Here is a 21,964-nt window from a genome sequence, read left to right on the forward strand (position 1 = left end):
TCCAAAACAGCGGGGGGCTACCATGGGCATTGAGAGCTACAAGGACTACACCGTTCGTGGCTTTGCGAAGCAACTGTCGGATGGTTCGTTCGAAGCCTTTGGCACCGTGCAACAGGACCATCTCGTTCTGGAGGCGTCTGAGCCTCTGGGCTACTACGCAACATTCGACTTTGCCGTCGCGGCAGGCATCGCATGGGCGAAAGCGTGGGTCGATGATCAACGCTGAACCCTCCAAAACTTCACCACCCACACCCAAGGATTCGCCTCCCAGGCACCGGCGCCGTTGATGTGGTCCCACAGTTGCGCATACCGCTTCAGGTGAGTGTCGCAGTGCAGGCAGTCCGTGTCCGGTAGCGCGCCGCCGCCGGCACTGAAGGCGGTGTATAGGCGGGTTCCGCCACACCAGCGGCAGATAGAGTGATCGGGGTCTTCCCGCTCAGACTCCACGGGCTCGACGCCTTCGGCCATAGCATCTGTCTCGCTGCAGTCCTGTAGCCGCTCGACGCGCACACCGGTGATTTCCAGCGTGATGCGCGACGCCCAGCGCGGCATGAAGCGTGCATGCCGATAGCGGCCGGACTCCGGAGGGCCGTCATGAGGCGGTGTGCTGGTGTGCTCCCAGTTCCGGCGTGCAAGGTCTGCCTCGTACTGGACAGGCGCCCATGGCTTCTGATATCCCGCTTCTAGACACATCTCGGCCATCCGACCTCCGCTATAGGCATCGAGATCGCTGGTTGAGCGCCATGCCTCGCGCACGTATAGCCTGTCACCAGGCTTGCCATATGGGCAATGGATCGTGATGTCATGCAGCTTGGGTAGCAGCAGACCGTCGAGCGGCTTGGCCAGCCAGGCGCCCATGAGGTTTCCTTGATCGCTCACTTCCGGTTGCGGATCCACGATGCGCCGCGTCTGCGTCTTCTGGCCGTCCAGGATGGCGCGCACCATGGCGCCGCTGAAGAGGATGGGGCGTTCTTTCGTCATGCTAGGATCCTGTCCAAAATAAGGGAGACTGATATGCCGACACCGGATGATGGCGATGTGATTCGTGCGCTCGGAACGGTCGCGTTGCGCTCCGCATACGTTGAAGAGGCGATCGACGATTGCCTCGAGCAGTTCATCGCCAGGGGTAGAGCCAAAGAGCGCCTAAGAAAGCAATCCGCGCGCGACAAGGCGAAATTGCTCCGGCGACTGATAAGCGGAACTCCGTTTAATGAAGAGCTCGAATATCTCCCGTCGTTGCTCGACGCCGCGATCGAACGCTTGGAAGAGCGGAATACCGTTATCCATGGCAGGATGTACGCCGATCCAGCCGGAGGGATCATCAGGCGTTCGGCGCGGCATGGAGTGCCGGATGTGCAGGCAAGCTCTGCCGAGCTATATGACTTGGCGGATCGGATCAATGAGTTGCTCCCCGGCCTGTTGCATGCCTCGAAGTTCCGGCTTGGCAGGCACCTTGATCGGAGAGACGACGTATGAGTCATGCCGCTTCCGCCTGCTGTGCTACAGACAGTGCGATAGCTACGGGCCGCACCCACACCGGCGTGGCCGACAGCATGAACGTTTCGCCGGTCTCGGCCAGCAGCAGGGTGGTGCCCATCACCTCGGCGATAGCCTGGGCGGCATCTGGCGGTACCGCGTTGCCGATGCGCTCATCTCATTGATCCTTGATCGATGCGAGGAATGTGGCCATCGGCCCGAACTTCACCCAGCGCGACAGCGGCTGGTGCGGGTGCTTCGCCGCGGCCTGGTTGATCTCGTGCGCCAGCTTCTCGAGCTGGGCCAACTGCAGCGTCATGACGGCGTGCGCCTGGCGGCAGATCGCCAGCGATTCCTCGGCGTCGCCGGCGGCGCGCTGGGCCGTCATCAGCTGCCGGCGCAGCTCGGCGTTCTCGCGTGCCAGGGCGGTCGAGTCGGCCGCCGGCGCCGCCACTGTTCCCACCACGGAAAGGGCGTGCATCAGTGCCCCCCGCGCGTGGCTTCGATCTGCGTTTCGACCCACTTTTGAACCTCTTCCTCGATCCAGCCGCTGGCACGGCCCAGCTTGATCGGCGAGGGGAACGTGTGTTCCTTGATCCGCTCGTAGATCGCGGTCTTGCCCAGGCCAACACGCTGGCTGACCTCCGGCAGCCGGATGATCCGGCGTTGGGGTTCGGTGTTCACGAGAAGTGCCTCCCATGCAGTTCGTCCAGCTTGTCGACCTGGTTGCCGGTGAGCTTCGTCACTTGGCCGGCGTGCATGTGCTCGGCCAGCTTGCGCACGAAGCCCTGTTCCCAGGCGCTGAGGTCTTTGGTGCCCAGCAGCCCTTCCAGCCGCTGGATCATCACCGTGGTGCTCACCATCACGCGGCCTCCAAGACGGTTCCGACCTGGTGGTCCTCGATCCAATACGCGGTGATGGAATCCGGCAGCGCCCCGGGCGGCGCCTTGAGGCTCATGAAGATCAGCGCGGTGTCGATCTCGCCGGCTGCGGCCAGGTCGTCCAGCCACCAGAAGAGCCGGTCGCGCTCGGTGCCGATCAGCACGTCCGCCCGGTCCAGGACCAGCAGTCGCATGCCAGTGAGGCGCGAGATTGCCTCGGCCAACAGCGCGTCGGCGCGCCACTTCTCAGATTCGGAGAACAGGGCATAGGGCCGGCCACCGTCGCCGGTGATCGCCATATCGGCGCCGATGCCGATGCGCATCCATTCGGACTCAACGGCTGCGGCAGCCAGGCGCTCGTTGATGGGGTCCAGTGCCTCGGACAGCAGCTCAGCGGGGATGCCGCTGGGCCCGAACGCCTCGGCCAGGGCTTCCCACGCGACCACGTCGGCGTGGTGCTGGGCGGCCTTGGCCGTCTGCTCGGCTGCCTGGCCGATGGCGCGGCGTGCTGCGCGCGCGGCTTCCAGCTCTTCGCCGACCTTGCCGATGGCGGACTGGAGAATCGTCAGCTCGTTCTCGATCTTGGCGCGCAGCCCGCCGTCGTCATTGGCCGCATCAGCCGCGGCGTCCTTGCGCAGCAGATCGAGCTGCTTGGCTGCGGCGTCCGCCGCGTCGCGCTCGGTGGTGCGGCTCTTTACCGCGTTTTCCAGCACCTTCAGGCTGCGCTCGTACTCGGGCAGACGGGCGGCAGCCTCCGGATCGGCCTGGGTCGGCTCATACTTTGCCAGCTGGCCGGCCAGGAACAGCAGCATGGCGCCGCATTCGGGGCATGAGCAGGGGATGCCAGCCACCTTGCCACCGGCGGCCGCACGCAGCGCTTCCACTTTGGGACGGAAGGCGTCCAGTTCGGCCTGTGCACGCTCTACCGATTCGCGGGCCTTGGAGAGATGGTCGGCTTTAGCTGACAGGTCCGAGATCTGGCGATCGCGGTGCGCGCGCTGGCGCGCCGCGGCGTCGATCTCGCCCAGCTGGCGCTGCAGGTCGCCCGCGGATCCGCTGGCTTCGGTAATGTCGGCTTCGCACTCGGCGATCGTCGCGGCCAAGTCTTCGGCGGCCGGGCCGCCGGCGGGCACCGGCGCGACCCAGTCTGCGGCCTTGACGCTGCCATAGGTCTCGTTGGTGATGGCCCGCCACGCCCCCTTGGCGGCGGTGGCCTTCATCTGCGCTTCCTTGGCGGCCGCTTCGAAGCCGGCGCGCACCATCGGCAGCACGGCTTCGGCCTTCTTCGTATCGCAGCCGCGCGCCACCAGGCGCTCGCGCACCTGGTCGGTGCCGATCTTGATGCCCATCAGGTCGAATAGGAACGAGCGGCGTTCCTTGACGTCCAGGTGCGCGAAGCGCTGGGCGTCCAGCACGAACGGCAACCGCGGGTCAGCCTGGATGCCCTGCGTGACCTTGCCCGAGGGCAGGGCGACGCAGTTGGACTGCGGGCCCACAGAAACCACAATCGATCCCGATTCGGTTCCATCGTGCAGCAGCTGGCCGTATTCCTTCTTCAGGCTGACGCGCACGCTCTCGGCGGCCAGCGCCATGCGTACGGCTTCCTGGATGCTGGACTTGCCGGCGCCGTTCGGGCCGCAGATCAGCGCCACCGGCGTGGCCGGGCTGATGTCGGCCGCGCGGATGCCGAGGAAGTTGCGGGCGTGGATGTGGGTGATTTTCATGCCGCTTCCCCTTCGGTGTGCTTTTCGTGCCAGGCCTTCCAGCCCTTTACCCACTGAATGCACAGCTGGCCGGCCATCACCGGGCAGTCGCTTTCCGGCTGGCCTTCCGCGGCGGCTGCATAGCCTGCCTCGTAGGCCGCGTCGAGTTCGTCCTGCAGCGGCTGGTGCTCGATGCCAATCACCTTGGTCTCGCCATCGATAACGCCATCGTCAGGGCCAGGGTCGCCGGGCATGCCGTCGCCGTCCCCGTCGGTGTATTCCTTGCCGAGGTCCAGGCCGCGCTGGTCGGACTCGCCGCGGACTTCATCCATGCCGCCCGTGTATGCCTCAGCGTTGGCGCTCAGCACCAGCAGCACGGCCTGGCCTTGCGCTTCCGCGAGCTCGTGCAGCGCGGCGACGGACTTGCCGATCTTGATCAGCGCTTGGGCGCCGTCCTTGATGGTGATCTTGTCCAGGTCGCCCTGGACGACGGTGCGGCCATTGGCGGCGATCAGGTGCGTGGCCATCTTCACCGACGCATCGACGCGGCTACGCAGGCGATCGAGGATGTCGTCCTGCTTCTTCTGCGAGAGCTTCACCCAGGTGTCGGGCATCATCTTCAGTTCCAGCACCAGCGCGGACAGCAGGTCCTTGCCGACGGTGGTGGCGGTCATGTTCAGGGTTTCGCGCATTTCGGGGGAGTGGCTCATTTCGGTGTCCTGTGGTGGTCGTTGGGCAGGGCGGCGCGCTCGGCCGCCCCTTCGCAGAAACGGGTTCAGTCAGCGTTGATCGGCGCGCGGGGCCGGCGCGGCGGCTGGGCGGCGGGCTCGTCCGGCGGTGCCAGTTCGCGCATGCGACGCGCGGCAACCTGGTTCAGCGTCGCCTTTTGCTTCTCGTCCGGGATCTGCTTGATCAGGCTGCGTGCGTAGTCCAGGTCTTCGATGCTTTGGGCCTGCAGCAGCTCGCGGTTCACGTCCTGGAACGTGGGGGCGTCGTCGGCGTCGGCGTCAGGGTTGTCGCCCGGTTCCGGCTCACCCGCCGGCGCATCGGTGGTTTCGATGTCCGCTTTTTCGACCTCAGATGAGGCGGTCTGGGCCGGCGCGGCTTTGCGCTCGACGACCTCGGCTGGCTGAGCGGGCTGAGCGGCGGCCGCGCGGGCGCCACCGCGCAGCTCGTCGACCGAGGCAGTGGCCACGGTGTACGAACCGTCCGGGTGCAGGTCGATGATGTCCTGGGCTTCCTCGACCGACTGCAGGCCCATCAGCAGCTCAGGCGCGTAGAGCTTCCCGAAGAAGCTGGCGGTGCGGTAGCGCAGCATGACCTCGTCCATGGTCTGCCACTTGCTGCCGTTCTTGGTGTACCAGCCTTCCTTGACGGCCATCTCGATCGAGACAGACGGCGACTCGATGCGCTCGCCGGTTTCCTTCTCGATGGCCCAGGCCACGCAGACCTTGTCGAGGATGGTCACCTTCTTCGCGACCACGTTGCGGTTGCCGTTCTCCCACACCGTCTCGACGCGCTCGACGGTCTTCTCGCCCAGCACCTTGATGTCGAAGCGCAGCGGCGAGAAGCGGCCGCAGCCGTTCACCGCGGCGATGATCCACTGCGACGACCAGGACGGCCGGCCTTCGACGATGTAGAGGTTCTGCATGACCATCAGGGGGTCAGCGCCCATGCGCTGCGCCATGTTCAGCGCGACGACGGCGTTGGCCAGCGCGTTCGGGTTCTCGCGCGATTCCTTGACGTTGCCGTACTTGTCCAGCTTCTCGATCACCTTCCGGTAGGCCGCGGGGACCAGGGTGGACGATGCGAGGAGATTGGCGGCGCGCTGCATGAGTTCGAAGGACTGCGAAGTGCCGAAGCCCATGGTCACGACGGGGGCGGCTTCGCGCACGGCGGGGGCGCGCATTTTTTCGAGGGTTGCGGTTGCGGTCATGGTGGTGGTCTCTTTCAAAGTTTCGAAATTTCGAAATTTGTGGTCAGGACTTGTAGGGGCAGGTGGCGTGCCGCGGGCAGTACTTCGCCGAGCACAGGACGGATTTGCCGTTGCCGTAGAAGGCGCCGGAATGGATGAGGCGGGAGGCGTGCTGCAGCAGGCCGGGCTGCTCTTCGGTGCCCAGCAGCGCCGAGCGCGGGGACTCAATCTCACCGGTACCGACGCGCTGCGCCGCCGGCGTCTTGCCGGTGTTCAAGCCCACGATCTGCGCCGGCGCCGTGATGGGGATGCCCAGGGCGTGTTCGGCCAGCAGTTCGTAGACGCCCAGCTGCGGGCCGTGGCCGGCGGTGACAGCGATGCCGTCCGCGCCGACAGCGCGCCCGCCGGTCTTCAGGTCAGATATCCCGGCGCCGGCGGCGGTGGTGCGCACGCGGTCGGTGGTGCCGGTCAGCGCGAGGCCCAGCTCGGGGATCTCCAGGCGCTCGCAGGACACTTCCACGCCCACGTAGTGCTGGCGTGGCGCGATCTCGGCGCAGTAGCGGGCGTGCAGGGCCAGGCCAATGCGCTCGGCATCGGCCGGGTTGGTTTCGTCCCAGTCGACCTCGGCGTTCTTGTCGCGGATCGTGTCGACCAGCGCGCCGGCGGCATCGTCGGCCGTGATGGGCGCGCCGTCGAGCGTGGCCTGGTCGAACATACCGGTGCTGGCGTGCACGGCGGTGCCCAAGTGCGCGGCGGCGCCCGACGGCATGCGCATGCCCAGGATGTGCTTGGCTTCCCAGCGGGCCGGGCAGTCGAAGAGTTCTGCCAGCGAGCTGGCGCGGATGGTGACGATATTCATGGCGGTGGCCTCAGTGGATGCGGATCAGCTCGGGTTCACCGCTGGCGAGCCAGCGGCCGGTGGGTCGGAAGCCCGCCGCGCGCTGCTCGCGCAACCAGGCCTCCCAGGTGATTTCGGGGTTCATGTGGTCTTCCGGAACGAGGTGGGGTGGACCAGGACCGGCTCGTCCGTCGCTGCGGCGTAGACGCAGAACAGGGCGGCCAGAGCGGCGGTGGAGACGAGCCACAGACAGATCAGCTGGCCAATGGCGCGGGCGAGGGTGGGGCGGCGCTTCATGGCGACACCACGATGCTGACCACCGTCGCTGCCAGAACGACCAGCGGCGGTGCCACGCAGATGACCAGCGCGGTCAGGAAGAAGTCGCGGCTCACGATTGCACCCCGGTGGCTCTCGCAATGACGGCCTCGCGCTCGTGTGCGCGGGTGATGCCTTCGCCGTCGACGCAGTCGCGTGCGTTGCGCTCGCCCCAGACCATCTTCTGGCTGGTCGACATCAGGTTGAGAGCGTTGCGGATGATCAGGTGGGCGGCCTGCAGCTCGCGCAGCAGCTCAGCGCGAGCGCTGTCGGCGACGGCCTGACGGATAGCGGCTTGGGTCGGGGTCATGGCGGACCTCAGTCCAGACCGTAGGCGCGGACCACGACGACGTAGTCGAGGTCGTCCCAGTAGCGGCCGACGACCGCCGGCGTGCGGTGCGGGTCGATCAGGTTCTTGCGATCGAGCGCAGCGGCGTAGACCTTGTCTTCGTCGGCGCCGCGAAACTCGAAGTGCGGATTGCCGTACATCGTCCGGCTGATCTCGCGCACGGCCGGCATGGCATGGCCACCCACGCGCTGCTGTGCTTCGTACGCGCGCTGATAGGCGGCTGCAGGGGGAAGGGCGTTTGGCATCTCTGTCTCCAGCGAACCGCTGCGAACGTCAGCGGCGTGAAAACAGAATAGCAAAACGCTATTCGTATAGCAATAGCAAAATGCTGCTGGTGGATAGCATGTTGCGTCCGTGGGTAAGGCTTTGGAAGTTCCTTCGGGGCGCTCGGACGCAAAAAAGCCGCCTCAAGGGCGGCTATTGGGAAGGGGGCCGTGTGGCGCGGGCAACAAAAAGCCCGCCGGGAGGCGGGCTAGTTTTTGCAAGGTTGCAAGGGAATGGGCTACTTCCCGCTGCGGCCAGTCAAAAACACGACTGCGAGACCAGTTAGGGATGCAGTAGCTATAGTTGCGCCTGCCCAGGGTTGCCCGCTAATCGCGACGTACGAGCCGCCGATGACACCCGCCAGGCCGATTGCCAAAGCAAAGACCTGGCCAAGGATTCGCTCGACAAACACGAACGTGTTGATACGCAGAGATTGCTTGCGCCGTGTTTCGGCCTCGATCTGTGTTTGACTGATAACCCAATCAACGGCCTCAGGCTTGAACGCGTGGAGCCGTTCCAAGGCAGCGACCGGGATGATTGGACTATCGGTCTCGTGCTGCTGAACTGTAAGTTCCCCGTTTTTCTGCGACACCTTAGCGGTGGTAGACCTGTTCCCCATGATTGGCTATTGTTTTTTTTAGGCTTTTTCCAACCTTAGTTGCATCACCACGAAGGGCCTGCGCATCACGCGAGAACCCCTTTCTGCCTGGCTTCTGGTACTCGACAGCGGGCGAGATAACCAGGACTTGCCTCATGCCGACCAGGAAACGCTTGAGGTGCTTATCCATTTTCGACTCCTATCTATGAGCACTGCATCGCCGACCAACCCACAAGCCGGGGAAGAATTTGGCGACAGCCCAACTGGTTGATCACTTCCTTGTGCTGCACTGCAAAGTGTGACCACCACGATGCGTCGAAGTTTAGCATCGTTATTAACGTTTTGTATGCGCACACGAATGTCTACGAGCGTTGGCGAACGTCGACGGAAGTTACTTCGGCGGGGCCTACCGCCAAGTTTCTACGTAGAAACTGGAGTGAAGTTAGATTGCAAAAGTGAAATTTTCAGCACATTACGGCGTGTGACAAACTGTCACTTTCCGGGTATCCACGCCTACATTCCCAACGTTGGGAACTGTTCTGTGGCTAGTCCGGCCGCCAGGCCGACGACTTCACAATGCCCGCGACGTACTGCAGCCGCTCGATCTGGTCCTGCGGGATGCGCACCATGCCGTGCCGCTCGTTGACCGACGACAGGTGCACAACGCCGTCGCGGACGTAGGCCAGTTCCTTGACCATAACGCGGCCGTCCTGCGACTTCACCAGGACCTCGTCGCCATTAGTGACTGCATGATTCGGCTCGACCACCACGAACTCGTTGTGTTTCACCCGCGGCCGCATGGAGTCACCGTTGCAGCGCAGGCCATATGCGTCCCGGTCCGTGGTGGGAAACACCAGGAAGCCATCACCGTGGCCTACCGGGTATTCGATGTCTGAGAAGTGCCCGTTGTCGCCGAGCTGTGCCATGCCAACCACTGGAATGCGCTTGTAGCTGCTTGTTGGGATAGGGACGACGTCGAAGGGCAGGCTGGGCTCGTCGAGCTCCGCTTCCTGGAGGTTCGACAGCCGCGGATCGCCTTTGCCATTGATCAGCCAGGCCGGGCTGTACCCGTAGGCCTCCTGCAGCTTGACCGCGTGGTGAAGGCCCAGCTTGGGTGCATCGGGCTCCAGCCATGCTCGGACAACAGGCGGTTCCACCGCAAGAAGCTGCGCCAGCGCGCCAACATCCAGATGCTGCTCGGCCATCACGATAGCGATGCGGTCGGAGGGTCGTTCGCCTGCTGCGACGCTGTCCTGGATAGTAGGAATCCGGTCAGCAACGTGCTCTGACGCCAGCCGTATCTCCTGCGCAAGTCGATGGCTAAACGCATCGACGGAAATGCCGAGGCCGCGCGCGAAATTGCTGGCCGCCTTGATGTTCAATGCGCGCCGCGCGTTCAGGTATTGCCAGACCATGCCCTGGCTTCCGATCTCGAATCGGCGGCCGAACTCTTCCTGGCTGTGCTTGGCGTTGGCCTCGAAGAGCTCTTTGAGCCGTGCTGCATCTTCAAGTTGCCACTTTTCCAGGGTGCCGGTGGTAGCTGCGATTCGCGGTGGCGTTCCGGCCAGCAAGCGGCTGCCAGGTGCTGCGGCGGAGGCGGTCTCTTCATCGGTGTGGGTCTGGTCCATATAACCCACAGGCAGGCCTAGAGCGTCCTCAATCTTCCGAGCCGTCTTGCTTCCCATCCCTCGGCCATCAGCCTCGTTCTTGATCTGGCTGACGTAGGCCGCGGGTACACCTGTCCGATCCGCGAACGCGCGGATGGATGCATGCGTCGCAAGGAGCGTCAACAAATTGTTGCGCCGGATGTCCTTGATTTCCATGCCGGCATTACATAGCAACCTGCTATCCAACGGAAGACGCAAGATGCTATTGCTGTATGAATAGCATTTTGCTATTGTTGAGGTATCTATCTCAGGACGCTGGTCGAAGAACATGGATGCCAAAACCTTTCTAGCGAAATTCGGTACCGAGGAAGCGACGCGTGTAGCACTCGCTGCTGGGACGAACTACCAGTACTTCAGCCAAATCGCGTACGGGCACAGGCGCCCATCCGTCGGCCTAGCCGACAGGCTTGTAACTGCATCCGGCGGTCGTTTGAGCTTCGAACTGCTGATGCGTGCGAAGCGCCATAAGCACGACGGATCCGACGCCGAAGACCATCCCAAGGCTGCCTGATGAAGCCCGCAATCCACGCATCGGACTGCGCAGTCCACAACGAGCCAGCATATCCGGCCGGCCCGTGCACGTGCGGGGTCCAGGCTAGAGCTGAGCGTAGATGGTTTGCATGGCTGAATCGCCTCGCTTGTAACCAGGTCGCGCGGTCTGTACGGAACCTGAGGTGGCGAGCATCGAAAGTATTTCGTCGGTCCGCAAAAGCTTCCAGCCAAGTTCGTGCGACTGAGAGCCGCCTGCCGTCTGATAGCAACGAAGAAGAGCATGACCATGCCGATCGATGCCATAGGCGTGCGGCTCGACCGTGCGAGACCAACCGTCGTATGTGAGTTGGATGACACGCCGGTTGTTGATCGCGGAGATCAGTTCCTGGTGAAACCTGTGATAGCTCATGCATCCCCCTGATGTGGGCAGTTGAGAAGGTCAGATGTCTTGATTGTTCCACATCTGAGGGGATGCACCTTTTATTAGCGGCGCGGCTCGACCGCGCCTTGATAGGCGAGCCCGATAGGGCTTGACCGGGGGAATGACCATGCTGCGTACGGCGCAGTCGGTTGCGTTTGGCTTGTCTGCTAGTCCGTCTGCTCAGGTGCGCTCGCACCGGTCTGGCTGCCGCCTTCAGCGGGGCCAGATAGTGGCATCCCTTTCCCATGTCTTTTTCTCGCCGGCCATCCCGCCGGCTGTTTCGTTTCGTTGGGTGAATCGTATGAACCTCTTTGAGCACTTGGGAGCATCACATGCCTAGCCTGGAATCCATGGTGCTGAACCGTGTTGCTCCGCTCACCCAGAAGAAGGTGGCCGAGCGCATCGGCGTCGAGCCGACCAACTTCTCCCGGTTCCTGAACAACAGCGGCCACCGGCTGACCTTCGCCGAGTTCTGCCAGTTGTTCGATGTGCTCGAGCTGGACGTCGTCGCGCCCGGCGACGACAGCATGGTTTGCCTGCCGCGGGAGGAATACCAGGCGCTGCGCACGCTGGCCCGGAAGGGCCTGGAGGTCGCGTGATGGACGAAGTGATTACCGTGGGGGCCGCGGCGCTGATCTTTGCGTCGGTGGTCGGCTCGATCGTGTGGGGGATGTGGTCATGAAAGGCACGTCCAAGAAACGTCGGGCGTGCCAAAAAAAGCTAAAGGAGCGAGCGTTTCGATTGGTAGAGCTCTTCAATCGGCGTGCCCTTCAGCATATCCCGGTCGCCGAGAAATCGTACCCAGTACATCACGGCGTCTTCGATGACTTGCCTTGGATCCAGCCAGTCATCGCCATCGACGATGAGCCAAGTAGTCGACGCTTGCTTCAGCTTTCCCGGCCCCAGGATATAGCGGGTGGAAATGTTCGGGTCCGGCTTTCGGTCGACGCGCGAGTGCTTATGGGCGTCGGCAATCATTCGGCAGATCGCAAGCGATCTACTCTGGGCACGAAGCCACTTTCTAAAACCCTCGACGCGCTCATGTTTGGCTTGCTCTTCACCTGGCAGTGCGGCAAATGCCCAGTCTGCCATGTGCCAAGCGTCGCTCGCGCAGGTGACCACTTGGTAGAGGAATCCAACCTCGACCGGAGGAATGCCTTTGAGTTCCCATTCCAGCTTTCCGAAAAAGTCGCCTGGCCTCTGCAGCGAGAACGTGTGGTCTTTGAACTCGAGCATGCTGCGGTCTCCTATTTATGCGTTGATCGTAGCATGAGCCTCCGCGGCCGATTCTTGCCGTGGCGAGGGCGCCAATCGTACGCCTGCACAGCATGGCATGAGGTTGCAGCATGAATTTCTACAAGCGATACACCGGCGACTACGCGAGGGACACGGTCCATCTGTCGATGGTCGAGGACGGGGCATACAACCGCCTGATGGACTTCTACTACTCGACGGAGAAGCCGCTGCCGGCCGACCGCAAGGCGGTGTATCGCATCGCGCGTGCCACCGATAAGGCCGAGCAGAAGGCCGTCGACAGCGTGCTCGCCGAGTTCTTCCAGGGCTCTGCAGAAGGGTTCCGGCACAAGCGCATTGACGCCGAGATCGAGAAAGCCAAACCGAAGTCTGACGCGAACCGAGAGAACGGGAAAAAGGGTGGTCGTCCCCGGAAAACACAACCCATGGATAACCCACAAGAAAACCCATTGGGTTTTCAAATTGGAACCCAAACCGAACCCAGTGGAGAACCCGCGCTGGTTAACCATAGCCATAGCCATATAAACCAAAGCGTAAACGGCGGCGTAGGGAGTTCACAGGGGGTAGGGCCTGTGGATAACTCGGACTCGCCGCCGCCGCCGCTTTCCGCTGACGCGATCGGCGAACAGCTGGTGCTGCTCGAGGCCGAGCGGGGCAGGACGTTGCGGCTGTCCTCGCGCGCGCACGAGGCGTTGCTCCGGCTTGAGACCCGGCACGTCGTGCTGCCGGTGTTGCTCCGGGCTCATTCCTTCGCGTGCGCGCGACGGGCTGCCGACAACGACCCGTCGCCGGTGAACCCCGGCTTCCTCGAGCCGTTCGTGGACGAGGCGCTGGCCGAGGGCCAGCCTGGCGGGCCGCCCGCGGCCGATTGGGACGAGACCACCGAGGGCGTGCAGACCAAGGCCGCCGAGCTTGGCATTCCGCCGCAGCAGGACGGCGAGGCGTGGCTCTGGTACCGGCTGCGGGTCATCCGCGAGTCCGGCGAGCAGCAGCGCATCGAGCGCGAGGTCAGCAAGGCCGAGCGCATGAACCCCAACGAGTTCCAGCGGGTGTACCGCTTCATGTACGGCGTGACGCCGGGTCAGGTGGCAGCATGACGCAATCGCTTTTCGACCAAGCCAAGCCCGTGCTGCGCCGCGTGGCGTTCACCGTTCCCGGCCAGCCTGTGGCCAAGGGCCGAGCCCGCAGCGCCGCTGTCATGCGCGACGGCAAGCCGTTGCTGGTCAATGGGCGCCCGGTGGTGAAGCACCACACGCCCGAGAAGACCGTGATCTTCGAGAACCTGGTCAAGCTGGCCGCCAAGGAAGCCATGGCAGGCCGCACGCCATTCGATGGACCGGTCGAGCTGACGCTGGACATCCGGCTGCAGATCCCGGCGAGTTGGTCCAAGAAGCGCCAGCAGCTAGCCGAGGCTGGGCAGATCGCGGCGACCAAGAAGCCGGACACCTCGAACATCGTCAAGGCAGTCGAGGACGGCATGAACGGCATCGTGTGGATCGACGACGCCCAGGCTGTCGAGTTACGCATCAGCAAGCGCTACTGCGCCACGCCCGGCGTGCGGGTCATCGTGGAACAACTGCCGCTGCTGGCGGCGTGAGGAATGAATTTGACGGGGGAAAACATGACTGAAGAACGCCTCTTCGACAGCTCGCACGCCGCCCTGGTGTTCGCGTTCAACTACTCGGGCCAGCAGTTCCAGGCCTCGGCGATGAACAAGGCCATGACGCCTGCTATCGGGTCAGGGAAGGGACTGGTCGGCGTTGACGGCGCCGCGCAGGCCGGGATGATCCGCGCCGAATTGGGCATGCTGCCCGAGCTGCACCAGGCCGTGCTGACCGCGCGCTGTGCGCCGCGCGACATCCTCTGCGACTGCGGCCGCCCATGCTGCGCTGCCCGGCGCCCCAACCCGGAATGGGAAGCGGCCATCGTCTGGCTGACCGAGCGGGCCATGCAGCAGCTGTCCGGCTCGTTCTCTCACTACCGCGTCCGCCGGTCGATCCTGGAAAAAATCTTCGGCGTCCGGATCGACCTGCAGCAGATCGCGGAAGACTGCGGCGCGCACCGCAACACGGTCAGCGCCCACAACACCAAGCTGAAGGTCTGGATTGAAGGCGAGAAGAAGCGCGGATTGATGGCCGCGCCCGGGGTTGAATCGGTTGCCTGGACCGCCATCGACATCCGGCTGAAGGCCGCCGCGATGGTGAAAATCGAGGAGGTGGCTTGACATTGTGCAAATCATGCACAAAAATCGCCTCAATTCGATACACCTCCGAACTACGTCCAGAGCCCGCGCAAGCGGGCTTTTGCGTTTCTGGGACCCGCGATCATGTTCCTGCCGACCTACTGGTTTCTGCTCTGGGGCGTCTGGGCACAGGCGTGCTGGCCCAACTGCGACGGCTGATCCGTCGCGCACCGTTGTCTCCTCCACCCCCTCCCAGGTGGTTCGCCCGGTCACCCGTTCCGGGCGTTTTTCTTTCCCGTCTTCGCATTTCTACCGCGTATGAAAAAGACCGATCAGCTCGCCATCCGCTACCGCGCGGCGAGCGACCTGGTCCGGTACGAGCGGAATGCGAGGACGCACAGCGCCGCCCAGATCGAACAGATCAAGGCGTCGCTGCGGAAGTTCGGCTGGACCAACCCGGCGCTGACCGCGGGCGATGAGCTGCTGGCTGGCCACGGCCGGCTGGAAGCCGCCACGCAGCTTTGGGCTGACGGCGAGACCATCGCCAATTGCCCGGTGCCGGGCGAGGTGCCAACGGTCGATCTGTCGCACCTGACGCCGGACGAGCGGCGCGCGTACATCCTGGCGGACAACAAACTGGCCGAGAACGCCGGCTGGGACGTTGACCTGCTGGCCGGCGAGCTGCTGGACCTGCGGGACGCGGGATTCGACCTGTCGCTGACCGGTTTCGATGCCGGCGAGCTGGCCGAGCTGCTGGATCCGCAGCAGCCAGGGCCCGGCGGTGGTGGTGGCCAATCCTTGGCCGAGCGCTTCATGGTTCCGCCGTTCAGCACGCTCAACGCGCGCGACGCGGCGTGGCAGGAACGCAAGAAGGCTTGGCTGGCGCTGGGCATTCAGTCCGAGCTGGGCCGCGACGCGCCGGCGTATGCCTCGGCCTCCGACCACCAGAAGGCGGGCGGCCCGGCCACGCAGCACCGCACCAGCGTTTTCGACCCCGTGCTGTGCGAACTGGCCTACCGCTGGTTCTGCCCGGCCGGCGGCCTGGTGCTGGACCCATTCGCTGGCGGCAGCGTGCGCGGCATCGTCGCGGCGCGGCTGGGGCGGCAGTACGTTGGCATGGACCTGCGGCCCGAACAGGTTGAGGCCAACCGCGGTCAGCTGGACCTGCTGCAGCCGGAAGATCCGGCGCCCGCCTGGCACGTCGGTGACAGCCGGCAGATCGGGCGGCGCCTGGCGGATGTCGAGGCCGATTTCGTGTTCTCGTGCCCGCCATACGCGGACTTGGAACGCTATTCGGACGACCCGGCCGACCTGTCCACGATGGGCTACCCGGCCTTCCTGACGGCCTACCGCGAGGTGATCGCGGGCGCCGTGGGTCAGCTCAAGCCCAACCGGTTTGCCTGCTTCGTGGTTGGCGACGTGCGCGAGAAGCGCGGCACGGGCGTCTACCGGAACTTCGTGGCCGACACCATCGAGGCGTTCCTCGACGCCGGCACGCATCTGTACAACGAGGCCATCCTGCTGACCGCCTACGGCAGCCTGCCCATCAGGGCCGGCAAGCAGTTCGCGGCGAGCCGGAAGCTGGGCAAGACGCACCAGAATGTGCTGGTGTTCGTGAAGGGCGACTGGAAGCGGGCGGTGGCCGCCTGCGGCGACGTGGACGTGTCGGACGACCTGTTCCCGGAAGCCGAGGACTGAGAGTTTCACCATGGCGGGACGCAAACCATTCCAGCCGACCGACGAAGACCGCCGCGTGGTCACGTCGCTCGCCGGCTTCGGCGCGCCGCATGAGTACATCGCCACCCAGGTGATCAACCCGCAGACCGGCAAGCCGCTGACGGCCAAGACGCTGCGCGTGCATTTCCGGGCCGAGCTGGACAGCGCGGTGGGCAAGACCAACGCCCTGGTGGCGCAGAACCTGTTCAGGCATGCCACCGGCAACGGTAAGGGCGCTGTGACCGCTGGCATCTTCTGGATGAAGGTGCGGGCAGGATGGAAGGAGCCGGCCCAAGGGATCGAACTGACAGGCAAGGACGGCGGGCCGGTCGAGCAACGAACCACCGTCGTCGATGAAAAACAGGTCGCAGCCGCCGTCGCCAAGCTCGAGGACGAGTATTGACCCAGCCGTCGAGCGGGCCGTCCTGAAGGCGAAGTGCGAGCGCGACCACCTGTTCTTCAGCCGGTACTTCTTCAAGCACCGCCAAGGCATCAAGTTCCGCGTCAACTGGCACCATGTGCTGATCGCGGACACGGTGCAGCGTGTCATCGATGGCGAGCTGAAGAACGTCGTCATCAACGTCCCGCCTGGCTCGTCGAAGACCGAGCTGGTAGCGATCAACCTGATCGCCCGTGGCCTTGCGGTGAATCCGCGTGCGCGGTTCCTGCACATCTCGTATTCGGATGACCTGGCGCTGCTGAACAGCGAGACAGCGCGCGAGATTGTCCAGTCGGACGAGTTCCAGGCGCTGTGGCCGCTGGCGATCGCGCCAGACGCGAAGTCGAAGAAGCGCTGGAACGTCATCGCCGACGGCAAGAAGGCCGGCGGGGTGTACGCAGTATCGCTGGGTGGCCAGATTACCGGCTTCCGCGCGGGGCACATGACCGACGGATGGCAGGGCGCCATCATCATCGACGACCCGCTGAAGGTCGAAGACGCGTACAGCAAGCCGAACCGCGACAAGGCGAACCGCAAGCTGCTGTCCACGGTGAAGAGCCGGAAGGCCAACCCGGACACGCCGATCATCGTGATCATGCAGCGGCTGGCCGAGGAAGACCCGACGGGCTTCATCAAGGCCGGCAAGGTGCCGGGCGATTGGGAGTTCATCGAGATCCCGGCGCTGATCACCGACGAATACGTCGAGGCTCTGCCCGAGCGCATCCGTGCGATGGTCGAGCTGGGCGAGAAGGACGCAGACGGGCGGTTCAGTTACTGGCCCTACAAGGAACCGCTCGACGACCTGCTGGCAAGTGAGAAGGCTGACCGGTACGTGTTCAGCGGGCAGTACATGCAGCGCCCCAGCCCGCTGGGTGGCGGCATCATCCGCAGTGCCAACTTCGGGCGGTACACGGTAGCGCCCGAGCTGCACAAGCGCGTCATCTATGCCGACACGGCACAGAAGACCGCCGAGCGCAACGACTACAGCGTGCTGCAGTGCTGGGGGCACGGCAAGAACGGCCGCATCTACCTGCTGGACCAGATCCGGGGGAAGTGGCCGGCGCCCGAGCTGCGGCAGAAGGCCATCGACTTCTGGAACAAGCACCTGCCGTACGACTTCCACTTCGGCGCGGCGCTTGTAAAGATGCGCGTCGAGGACAAGGCCAGCGGCACCGGGCTGATTCAGGACATCCAGGCGTCAGGGACCATCCCAGTCGAGGGCATCGAGCGGCACCGCGACAAGCTGGTGCGCGTCATGGACGTGGTCAGCTACATCGATGCTGGCCTGGTGATGATTCCCGAGGTGGCGGAATGGGTGAGCGACTTCACGCAGGAATGCGACGCCTTCACCCCTGACGACACGCACGCGCATGACGACCAGATCGACCCGTTGGTGGACGCGATCAACGACATGCTGGCCGGCGGCCGCTCGATGGACATCTGGACAATACTCGGACAGCAATGAACCGCAATCAACGCAAGGCGCTACAACGGGCGCACAAGGCCAATGTGGCCGCGTCCGCAAGCGCCAAGCGCTGGATCAGCGGCGACAGCTTCCAGAACTTCGAGGCGCGCGTCGGCCTGGGCACCAACAACCAGGCCTCCCAATACAGCTACGGCTTCGACTTCATCAGCCGCAACCGTGTGCAGCTGGAGGCCATGTACCGCTCGTCGTGGGTGGTCGGCCAGGCTGTGGACGTGGTTGCCGAAGACATGACGCGCGCGGGCGTTGATCTGGACGCCGATCTCGACCCGGGCGACAGGGACAAGCTGACGGCCGGTTTCGAGCGCATGGCGCTATGGGACCGGATCAACGACACGATCAAATGGGGCCGCCTGTACGGTGGCGCCGTGGCTGTGATGCTGATCGACGGGCAGAACCCGTCCACGCCTCTGCGGCCGGATACCGTCAGCCGCGACCAGTTCAAGGGCCTGTTCGTCCTGGATCGCTGGCTGGTGCAGCCGTCCCTGACCGACCTGGTCACGGAGATGGGTCCGGACATGGGCATGCCGCGGTACTACGACGTGGTGGACGACAGCATTGCCCTGCGGCGCCAGCGCATCCACTACACCCGTGTGCTGCGGATCGACGGTGTCGAGCTTCCGTACTGGCAGAAGATCAGCGAGAACCTGTGGGGGCAGTCGGTCATTGAGCGGCTGATCGATAGGCTGGTGGCGTTCGACAGCACCACCGTCGGCGCGGCGCAGCTGGTCTACAAGGCGCACCTGCGCACGTTGAAGGTGGAAAAGCTGCGCGAGATCATCGCCATGGGCGGTCCGGCGCTTGAGGCGCTGATCAAGAACGTGGACATGATCCGCCGGTTTCAGTCGAACGAAGGCTTGACGCTCGTTGACGCGGCCGACGACATGCAGACCGACACGTACCAGTTCTCCGGGCTGGACAACGTGCTGATGCAGTTCGGCCAGCAGCTCTCGGGCGCGCTGCAGATCCCGCTGGTGCGCCTGTTTGGCCAGTCGCCCGCGGGGCTGAACAGCACCGGCGAATCGGACCTGCGGACGTACTACGACAACATCAAGCAGCAGCAGGAACGCCGATTGCGGGCGCCGCTGACGCGGCTGTTCGAAGTGCTGGTTCGGTCGGAGCTGGGCACCAAGCCTCCGAAGGGCTTCGCGTTCAGCTTCACGTCCCTGTGGCAGCTGTCGGACACCGAGAAGGCGAACAACGCCAAGACGGTGACTGAGGCGGTGACCACGGCGCTTGATGCCGGCCTGATCGACGCTGCAACTGGCATGAAGGAACTGCGCCAGTCCAGCCACGCCACGGGCGTTTTCACCAGCATCACGGACGAAGCAATCGAGGACGCCGAGAACGCGCCGCCCCCGGTGCCCGAGATGGAATTGCCCAATGCTGATGACCCGAACGACCGACCGCAAGAAGGGCCGGAAAAACCCGGTCAAGCTAAGCGGGCCGGAAAGACAGTACAGGACGCAGCTCCGACAGGTCGCGCACCAGGTGGGCGCGTTGGTCAATGGCTTTCCGCCTGGCGATCCCGCGGCGGCGCCGACGATTGAGCAGCTGCTGCGGCGGTACGCCGAGGCCCTGACACCCTGGGCCGAGGCCACCGCGGCCCGGATGCTCGCGGACGTGAACCGCCGGGACGAATCGGCCTGGATGGAGCAGGCCCGCGAGATGTCGCGGGCGCTGCAGCTGGAGATCCGGACGGCGCCCACTGGCGCCACGATGCGCTCTCTGATGGCCGAACAGGTCGGGCTGATCAAGTCCATCCCGCTGGACGCTGCCGAGCGCGTGCACCGGCTGACGATCGAGGGTCTGGAAGACAGCACCAGGGCGTCGGAGATCTCGAAGGCCATCCAGGCATCGGGCGGCGTGGCAAAGAGCCGCGCAGACCTGATCGCCCGGACTGAGGTGGCACGCACCGCCTCGACGCTGACAGAAGCCCGCGCGCTGCATGTCGGCTCGCCCGGCTACTTCTGGCGGACGTCCGGTGACGCTGACGTGCGCGACTCGCACCGCAAGATGAACGGCCAGTTCGTGGCCTGGGATGCCCCGCCGACGCTGGACGGCATGACCGGGCACGCCGGGCAGTTTCCGAACTGCCGCTGCTATCCCGAACCTGTGATTCCCGAGGACTGATATGCGCTTCTACACCGTGCAGAAGCTGGGCCCGAAGCGCTCGCTGACGCCCGAGGGCTTCCTGCTGTGCGAGGAAGTGCCCGTCGCGCGTACCGGCGAGATGCTGTACGGCCCGGGCGAGGTGCCGGTCGAGCCCGGCCCGGACGGCCTGATCCGCATCAGCCGGACGCCGGACGAGGTCTTCCGGCCCGAAACGCTGGCGAGCTGCATCGGCAAGCCGGTGACGCTGGACCATCCCGAGGATTTCGTCACGCCGGCCAACTTCGCCGCGCTTGGGAAGGGCGCCATGCTCAACCTGCGCCGCGGTGCCGGCATCGAGGACGACCTGCTGATTGCCGACCTGCTGGTCACCGACCAGGGCGCCATCGACGCAATCCAGACGGACGGTATCGAAGAGGTCAGCCTCGGCTATGAGGCCGACTACGAACAGGTATCACCCGGCCGCGGGGTACAGCGGAACATCGTTGTCAACCACGTAGCCCTCGTCGAGCGCGGCCGGTGTGGCCCGCGCTGCGCGATCGGCGATAAGGAACCCGAAGACATGAAGACCAAAGACAGCAAGCCGAAGGGCAAGCGCACCGTGTGGGATCGCCTGATGACGGCCTTCAAGGCTGGCGACGAAGCCGCCATGGAGGAAGCCATCGAAGAGGCCAAGGCCACCGACGAGGAGTCCGAGGAAGAGCGCGAGGCGCGCGAGGCCAAGGAAAACGAAGGCAAGACAGGTGATTCCGCCGTGCTGCGCACGATCCTGAAGCGGATGGACGCCCAGGACGCCGCCATCGCCGCGCTGGGCAAGGGCAAAGCCAAGGACTCGGAGAAGGAAAAGACCGACGACGAGGACGAAGACGATCCGGACAAGAAGAAGACCGGCGACGACGGCGACCTCACCGACCCCGAGACCGCCGGCAAGCTGAACCAGTCCGAGGTCGACCTGTACACCGGCGACGCCGCGGCCAGCATCCCGTCGCGCGCGGAGATCCTCGCCCCGGGCATCAAGCTGCCTACCATGGACGCCAAGATGGCGACCAAGGACCGCGCCGCCGCGCTGTGCAAGTGCCAGCGCAAGGCCCTGGACCTGGCCTACCAGACCGACGCTGGCAAGAAGGCCATTGGCCCGTTCCTGGGCGGCCTGACGGCTGACTTCGAGAAGCTGCCCGCCGCCCTGGTGAATGCCGCGTTCATGGGCGCGAGCGAGCTGGTCAAGGCCCAGAACAACGCCGGCACCGGCCGCAGCGCCGCGCCGACACGTGACTTCGGCAAGGCCCGCACCGTGGCCGACATCAACGCCGCCAATCGCAAGTACTGGGCCGACCGGTCCGCCAACTAAGGAGTCCCGAACATGGGCAACGCAATCCTGTATCGCATGGCCTCGGGCATTCCGGGGGATATCTCGCGCCAGTCGCAGGCGACCGTCGAGGCGCAGATCCTGAACTCGGCGCTGCCGTTCCCGGGCTACGGCCTGTTCGGCAAGATCGCTGCCGGCAAGTTCGTGCCGATCGCCGGCGGCGACGCAGCCACGGCTGTCTACGGCCTGCTGGTCCGTCCGTACCCGACCACCGGCGGCGCCGGCTCGGAACCGCTGGGCACGGCCACGCCGCCCACCACCGGTGTCGCGGACGTCATGCGCCGCGGCTACATGACCGTCAAGAACAACGCCGGCACGCCGGCCATCGGCGGCCAGGTGTATGTCCGCGTGGCCGCTGCCGCTGCTGGCAAGCCGATTGGCGGCATCGAAGCGGCTGCTGACGCTGCCAACACCATCGCAGTCGTTGGCGCCACGTTCATGAACGCGGGCGACGCCAACGGCAACGTCGAGATCGCCTACAACATCTAAGGGG

At 64.7% G+C, this 21,964-nt stretch carries 30 protein-coding genes and 1 pseudogene; 14 read left to right on the plus strand and 17 right to left on the minus strand.

All coding sequences use genetic code 11. The features are described from left to right. Window positions 1-22: 22 nt before the first annotated feature. The gene (locus AC3WRI_RS09175; RefSeq protein ID WP_042886280.1) at window positions 23-226 is read left to right on the plus strand and encodes a hypothetical protein; all 204 of its coding nucleotides are present in this window, start codon (window positions 23-25) and stop codon (window positions 224-226) included. Here the strand turns inward: AC3WRI_RS09175 and AC3WRI_RS09180 are convergent. Further along, the gene (locus tag AC3WRI_RS09180; protein ID WP_492293158.1) at window positions 217-981 is read right to left on the minus strand and encodes a hypothetical protein; all 765 of its coding nucleotides are present in this window, start codon (window positions 979-981) and stop codon (window positions 217-219) included. The two genes, AC3WRI_RS09175 and AC3WRI_RS09180, sit on opposite strands and share 10 nt — an antisense overlap. A gap of 33 nt (window positions 982-1,014) precedes the next feature. Here AC3WRI_RS09180 and AC3WRI_RS09185 point away from each other — a divergent pair, with 33 nt between their 5' ends. Continuing rightward, the gene (locus tag AC3WRI_RS09185) at window positions 1,015-1,476 is read left to right on the plus strand and encodes a hypothetical protein (protein WP_492293160.1); all 462 of its coding nucleotides are present in this window, start codon (window positions 1,015-1,017) and stop codon (window positions 1,474-1,476) included. A 1-nt stretch (window position 1,477) separates the two neighbouring features. Here AC3WRI_RS09185 and AC3WRI_RS09190 read toward each other — a convergent pair. From AC3WRI_RS09190 to AC3WRI_RS09255, 14 genes and pseudogenes are all read right to left on the minus strand, one after another. Then, window positions 1,478-1,651: pseudogene (locus AC3WRI_RS09190) on the minus strand (DNA cytosine methyltransferase); the annotation flags it as partial. 3 nt (window positions 1,652-1,654) lie between these two features. After that, window positions 1,655-1,957, minus strand: coding sequence for a hypothetical protein (locus tag AC3WRI_RS09195; RefSeq protein ID WP_492293162.1), 303 nt, complete (start codon window positions 1,955-1,957; stop codon window positions 1,655-1,657). Continuing rightward, complete coding sequence (locus AC3WRI_RS09200) at window positions 1,957-2,160, minus strand: helix-turn-helix transcriptional regulator (protein ID WP_492293164.1); 204 nt, start codon at window positions 2,158-2,160, stop codon at window positions 1,957-1,959. Before AC3WRI_RS09200 ends, AC3WRI_RS09195 begins: the two co-directional genes overlap by 1 nt. Beyond that, window positions 2,157-2,339 carry a hypothetical protein gene (locus AC3WRI_RS09205; protein ID WP_492293166.1) on the minus strand — a complete coding sequence of 61 codons (183 nt, stop codon included), beginning with the start codon at window positions 2,337-2,339 and terminating at the stop codon, window positions 2,157-2,159. The genes AC3WRI_RS09200 and AC3WRI_RS09205 overlap by 4 nt, the downstream gene beginning before the upstream one ends. Further along, window positions 2,339-4,081 (minus strand): AAA family ATPase, encoded by a 1,743-nt coding sequence (locus tag AC3WRI_RS09210; protein ID WP_492293168.1) that lies wholly within the window; start codon window positions 4,079-4,081, stop codon window positions 2,339-2,341. Before AC3WRI_RS09210 ends, AC3WRI_RS09205 begins: the two co-directional genes overlap by 1 nt. Beyond that, window positions 4,078-4,770: a cell division protein FtsK gene (locus AC3WRI_RS09215; protein ID WP_492293169.1), complete on the minus strand. Its 693-nt coding sequence runs from the start codon at window positions 4,768-4,770 to the stop codon at window positions 4,078-4,080. The genes AC3WRI_RS09210 and AC3WRI_RS09215 overlap by 4 nt, the downstream gene beginning before the upstream one ends. Window positions 4,771-4,835: 65 nt before the next feature. Next, complete coding sequence (locus AC3WRI_RS09220) at window positions 4,836-5,996, minus strand: hypothetical protein (protein ID WP_492293170.1); 1,161 nt, start codon at window positions 5,994-5,996, stop codon at window positions 4,836-4,838. Window positions 5,997-6,039: 43 nt separating this feature from the next. Then, on the minus strand, window positions 6,040-6,834 hold the full coding sequence (locus tag AC3WRI_RS09225; protein WP_492293172.1) for a RecB family exonuclease: 795 nt from the start codon (window positions 6,832-6,834) through the stop codon (window positions 6,040-6,042). A gap of 120 nt (window positions 6,835-6,954) precedes the next feature. Then, window positions 6,955-7,110 (minus strand): hypothetical protein, encoded by a 156-nt coding sequence (locus AC3WRI_RS09230; protein ID WP_492293173.1) that lies wholly within the window; start codon window positions 7,108-7,110, stop codon window positions 6,955-6,957. Window positions 7,111-7,201: 91 nt separating this feature from the next. Then, window positions 7,202-7,438, minus strand: a complete 237-nt coding sequence (locus AC3WRI_RS09235) for a hypothetical protein (RefSeq protein ID WP_492293175.1) — start codon at window positions 7,436-7,438, stop codon at window positions 7,202-7,204. Window positions 7,439-7,446: 8 nt separating this feature from the next. Beyond that, window positions 7,447-7,722 (minus strand): hypothetical protein, encoded by a 276-nt coding sequence (locus tag AC3WRI_RS09240; protein ID WP_492293177.1) that lies wholly within the window; start codon window positions 7,720-7,722, stop codon window positions 7,447-7,449. 257 nt (window positions 7,723-7,979) lie between these two features. Then, complete coding sequence (locus AC3WRI_RS09245) at window positions 7,980-8,333, minus strand: hypothetical protein (protein WP_492293179.1); 354 nt, start codon at window positions 8,331-8,333, stop codon at window positions 7,980-7,982. Window position 8,334: 1 nt separating this feature from the next. After that, complete coding sequence (locus tag AC3WRI_RS09250; RefSeq protein ID WP_492293180.1) at window positions 8,335-8,529, minus strand: hypothetical protein; 195 nt, start codon at window positions 8,527-8,529, stop codon at window positions 8,335-8,337. A 355-nt stretch (window positions 8,530-8,884) separates the two neighbouring features. Then, window positions 8,885-10,162, minus strand: a complete 1,278-nt coding sequence (locus AC3WRI_RS09255; RefSeq protein ID WP_492293181.1) for a LexA family transcriptional regulator — start codon at window positions 10,160-10,162, stop codon at window positions 8,885-8,887. A 112-nt stretch (window positions 10,163-10,274) separates the two neighbouring features. Here AC3WRI_RS09255 and AC3WRI_RS09260 point away from each other — a divergent pair, with 112 nt between their 5' ends. Next, a complete protein-coding gene (locus AC3WRI_RS09260) occupies window positions 10,275-10,517 on the plus strand; it encodes a transcriptional regulator (protein WP_492293183.1) in 243 nt (80 codons plus the stop codon). Between the two features lie 84 nt (window positions 10,518-10,601). On the opposite strand, the gene AC3WRI_RS09265 is transcribed toward AC3WRI_RS09260, so the two are convergent. After that, the gene (locus AC3WRI_RS09265) at window positions 10,602-10,907 is read right to left on the minus strand and encodes a hypothetical protein (protein WP_492293185.1); all 306 of its coding nucleotides are present in this window, start codon (window positions 10,905-10,907) and stop codon (window positions 10,602-10,604) included. A gap of 344 nt (window positions 10,908-11,251) precedes the next feature. Between AC3WRI_RS09265 and AC3WRI_RS09270 the strand changes: the two genes are divergently transcribed. Further along, window positions 11,252-11,518 (plus strand): CII family transcriptional regulator, encoded by a 267-nt coding sequence (locus AC3WRI_RS09270; RefSeq protein WP_092307189.1) that lies wholly within the window; start codon window positions 11,252-11,254, stop codon window positions 11,516-11,518. Between the two features lie 121 nt (window positions 11,519-11,639). Here the strand turns inward: AC3WRI_RS09270 and AC3WRI_RS09275 are convergent, their stop codons facing one another. Next, window positions 11,640-12,155 carry a hypothetical protein gene (locus tag AC3WRI_RS09275; RefSeq protein WP_492293187.1) on the minus strand — a complete coding sequence of 172 codons (516 nt, stop codon included), beginning with the start codon at window positions 12,153-12,155 and terminating at the stop codon, window positions 11,640-11,642. A 110-nt stretch (window positions 12,156-12,265) separates the two neighbouring features. On the opposite strand from AC3WRI_RS09275, the gene AC3WRI_RS09280 reads away from it, so the two are divergent. From AC3WRI_RS09280 to AC3WRI_RS09325, 10 genes are all read left to right on the plus strand, one after another. Beyond that, window positions 12,266-13,270 carry a YdaU family protein gene (locus AC3WRI_RS09280; protein WP_492293188.1) on the plus strand — a complete coding sequence of 335 codons (1,005 nt, stop codon included), beginning with the start codon at window positions 12,266-12,268 and terminating at the stop codon, window positions 13,268-13,270. After that, on the plus strand, window positions 13,267-13,770 hold the full coding sequence (locus AC3WRI_RS09285; RefSeq protein WP_492293189.1) for a RusA family crossover junction endodeoxyribonuclease: 504 nt from the start codon (window positions 13,267-13,269) through the stop codon (window positions 13,768-13,770). Before AC3WRI_RS09280 ends, AC3WRI_RS09285 begins: the two co-directional genes overlap by 4 nt. Window positions 13,771-13,779: 9 nt before the next feature. Then, on the plus strand, window positions 13,780-14,397 hold the full coding sequence (locus tag AC3WRI_RS09290) for a DNA-binding protein (protein ID WP_492293190.1): 618 nt from the start codon (window positions 13,780-13,782) through the stop codon (window positions 14,395-14,397). A gap of 276 nt (window positions 14,398-14,673) precedes the next feature. After that, window positions 14,674-16,053: a DNA methyltransferase gene (locus AC3WRI_RS09295; RefSeq protein ID WP_492293192.1), complete on the plus strand. Its 1,380-nt coding sequence runs from the start codon at window positions 14,674-14,676 to the stop codon at window positions 16,051-16,053. A 10-nt stretch (window positions 16,054-16,063) separates the two neighbouring features. Then, the gene (locus AC3WRI_RS09300) at window positions 16,064-16,474 is read left to right on the plus strand and encodes a hypothetical protein (protein WP_492293193.1); all 411 of its coding nucleotides are present in this window, start codon (window positions 16,064-16,066) and stop codon (window positions 16,472-16,474) included. Beyond that, window positions 16,425-17,975: a phage terminase large subunit gene (terL, locus tag AC3WRI_RS09305; protein ID WP_492293195.1), complete on the plus strand. Its 1,551-nt coding sequence runs from the start codon at window positions 16,425-16,427 to the stop codon at window positions 17,973-17,975. Before AC3WRI_RS09300 ends, terL begins: the two co-directional genes overlap by 50 nt. Further along, the gene (locus AC3WRI_RS09310) at window positions 17,972-19,543 is read left to right on the plus strand and encodes a DUF1073 domain-containing protein (RefSeq protein ID WP_492293197.1); all 1,572 of its coding nucleotides are present in this window, start codon (window positions 17,972-17,974) and stop codon (window positions 19,541-19,543) included. The genes terL and AC3WRI_RS09310 overlap by 4 nt, the downstream gene beginning before the upstream one ends. After that, window positions 19,494-20,126: a phage head morphogenesis protein gene (locus tag AC3WRI_RS09315; protein WP_492293198.1), complete on the plus strand. Its 633-nt coding sequence runs from the start codon at window positions 19,494-19,496 to the stop codon at window positions 20,124-20,126. Before AC3WRI_RS09310 ends, AC3WRI_RS09315 begins: the two co-directional genes overlap by 50 nt. A 1-nt stretch (window position 20,127) precedes the next feature. Beyond that, window positions 20,128-21,453, plus strand: a complete 1,326-nt coding sequence (locus tag AC3WRI_RS09320; RefSeq protein ID WP_492293199.1) for a DUF2213 domain-containing protein — start codon at window positions 20,128-20,130, stop codon at window positions 21,451-21,453. 12 nt (window positions 21,454-21,465) lie between these two features. Continuing rightward, the gene (locus tag AC3WRI_RS09325; RefSeq protein ID WP_492293201.1) at window positions 21,466-21,960 is read left to right on the plus strand and encodes a structural cement protein Gp24; all 495 of its coding nucleotides are present in this window, start codon (window positions 21,466-21,468) and stop codon (window positions 21,958-21,960) included. Window positions 21,961-21,964 lie beyond the last annotated feature (4 nt).

The organism is Cupriavidus sp. FW305-27 (assembly GCF_058787995.1).

Coding starts and splice junctions, on each gene's coding strand:
- AC3WRI_RS09215 (WP_492293169.1), bottom strand. CDS start 4,770: ATGAGCCACTCCCCCGAAATGCGCGAAACCCTGAACATGACCGCCACC.
- terL (WP_492293195.1), top strand. CDS start 16,425: ATGAAAAACAGGTCGCAGCCGCCGTCGCCAAGCTCGAGGACGAGTATT.
- AC3WRI_RS09310 (WP_492293197.1), top strand. CDS start 17,972: ATGAACCGCAATCAACGCAAGGCGCTACAACGGGCGCACAAGGCCAAT.
- AC3WRI_RS09185 (WP_492293160.1), top strand. CDS start 1,015: ATGCCGACACCGGATGATGGCGATGTGATTCGTGCGCTCGGAACGGTC.
- AC3WRI_RS09230 (WP_492293173.1), bottom strand. CDS start 7,110: ATGAAGCGCCGCCCCACCCTCGCCCGCGCCATTGGCCAGCTGATCTGT.
- AC3WRI_RS09175 (WP_042886280.1), top strand. CDS start 23: ATGGGCATTGAGAGCTACAAGGACTACACCGTTCGTGGCTTTGCGAAG.
- AC3WRI_RS09225 (WP_492293172.1), bottom strand. CDS start 6,834: ATGAATATCGTCACCATCCGCGCCAGCTCGCTGGCAGAACTCTTCGAC.
- AC3WRI_RS09205 (WP_492293166.1), bottom strand. CDS start 2,339: ATGGTGAGCACCACGGTGATGATCCAGCGGCTGGAAGGGCTGCTGGGC.
- AC3WRI_RS09250 (WP_492293180.1), bottom strand. CDS start 8,529: ATGGATAAGCACCTCAAGCGTTTCCTGGTCGGCATGAGGCAAGTCCTG.
- AC3WRI_RS09285 (WP_492293189.1), top strand. CDS start 13,267: ATGACGCAATCGCTTTTCGACCAAGCCAAGCCCGTGCTGCGCCGCGTG.
- AC3WRI_RS09275 (WP_492293187.1), bottom strand. CDS start 12,155: ATGCTCGAGTTCAAAGACCACACGTTCTCGCTGCAGAGGCCAGGCGAC.
- AC3WRI_RS09220 (WP_492293170.1), bottom strand. CDS start 5,996: ATGACCGCAACCGCAACCCTCGAAAAAATGCGCGCCCCCGCCGTGCGC.
- AC3WRI_RS09180 (WP_492293158.1), bottom strand. CDS start 981: ATGACGAAAGAACGCCCCATCCTCTTCAGCGGCGCCATGGTGCGCGCC.
- AC3WRI_RS09300 (WP_492293193.1), top strand. CDS start 16,064: ATGGCGGGACGCAAACCATTCCAGCCGACCGACGAAGACCGCCGCGTG.
- AC3WRI_RS09235 (WP_492293175.1), bottom strand. CDS start 7,438: ATGACCCCGACCCAAGCCGCTATCCGTCAGGCCGTCGCCGACAGCGCT.
- AC3WRI_RS09270 (WP_092307189.1), top strand. CDS start 11,252: ATGCCTAGCCTGGAATCCATGGTGCTGAACCGTGTTGCTCCGCTCACC.
- AC3WRI_RS09320 (WP_492293199.1), top strand. CDS start 20,128: ATGCGCTTCTACACCGTGCAGAAGCTGGGCCCGAAGCGCTCGCTGACG.
- AC3WRI_RS09260 (WP_492293183.1), top strand. CDS start 10,275: ATGGATGCCAAAACCTTTCTAGCGAAATTCGGTACCGAGGAAGCGACG.
- AC3WRI_RS09195 (WP_492293162.1), bottom strand. CDS start 1,957: ATGCACGCCCTTTCCGTGGTGGGAACAGTGGCGGCGCCGGCGGCCGAC.
- AC3WRI_RS09295 (WP_492293192.1), top strand. CDS start 14,674: ATGAAAAAGACCGATCAGCTCGCCATCCGCTACCGCGCGGCGAGCGAC.
- AC3WRI_RS09255 (WP_492293181.1), bottom strand. CDS start 10,162: ATGGAAATCAAGGACATCCGGCGCAACAATTTGTTGACGCTCCTTGCG.
- AC3WRI_RS09265 (WP_492293185.1), bottom strand. CDS start 10,907: ATGAGCTATCACAGGTTTCACCAGGAACTGATCTCCGCGATCAACAAC.
- AC3WRI_RS09325 (WP_492293201.1), top strand. CDS start 21,466: ATGGGCAACGCAATCCTGTATCGCATGGCCTCGGGCATTCCGGGGGAT.
- AC3WRI_RS09280 (WP_492293188.1), top strand. CDS start 12,266: ATGAATTTCTACAAGCGATACACCGGCGACTACGCGAGGGACACGGTC.
- AC3WRI_RS09210 (WP_492293168.1), bottom strand. CDS start 4,081: ATGAAAATCACCCACATCCACGCCCGCAACTTCCTCGGCATCCGCGCG.
- AC3WRI_RS09240 (WP_492293177.1), bottom strand. CDS start 7,722: ATGCCAAACGCCCTTCCCCCTGCAGCCGCCTATCAGCGCGCGTACGAA.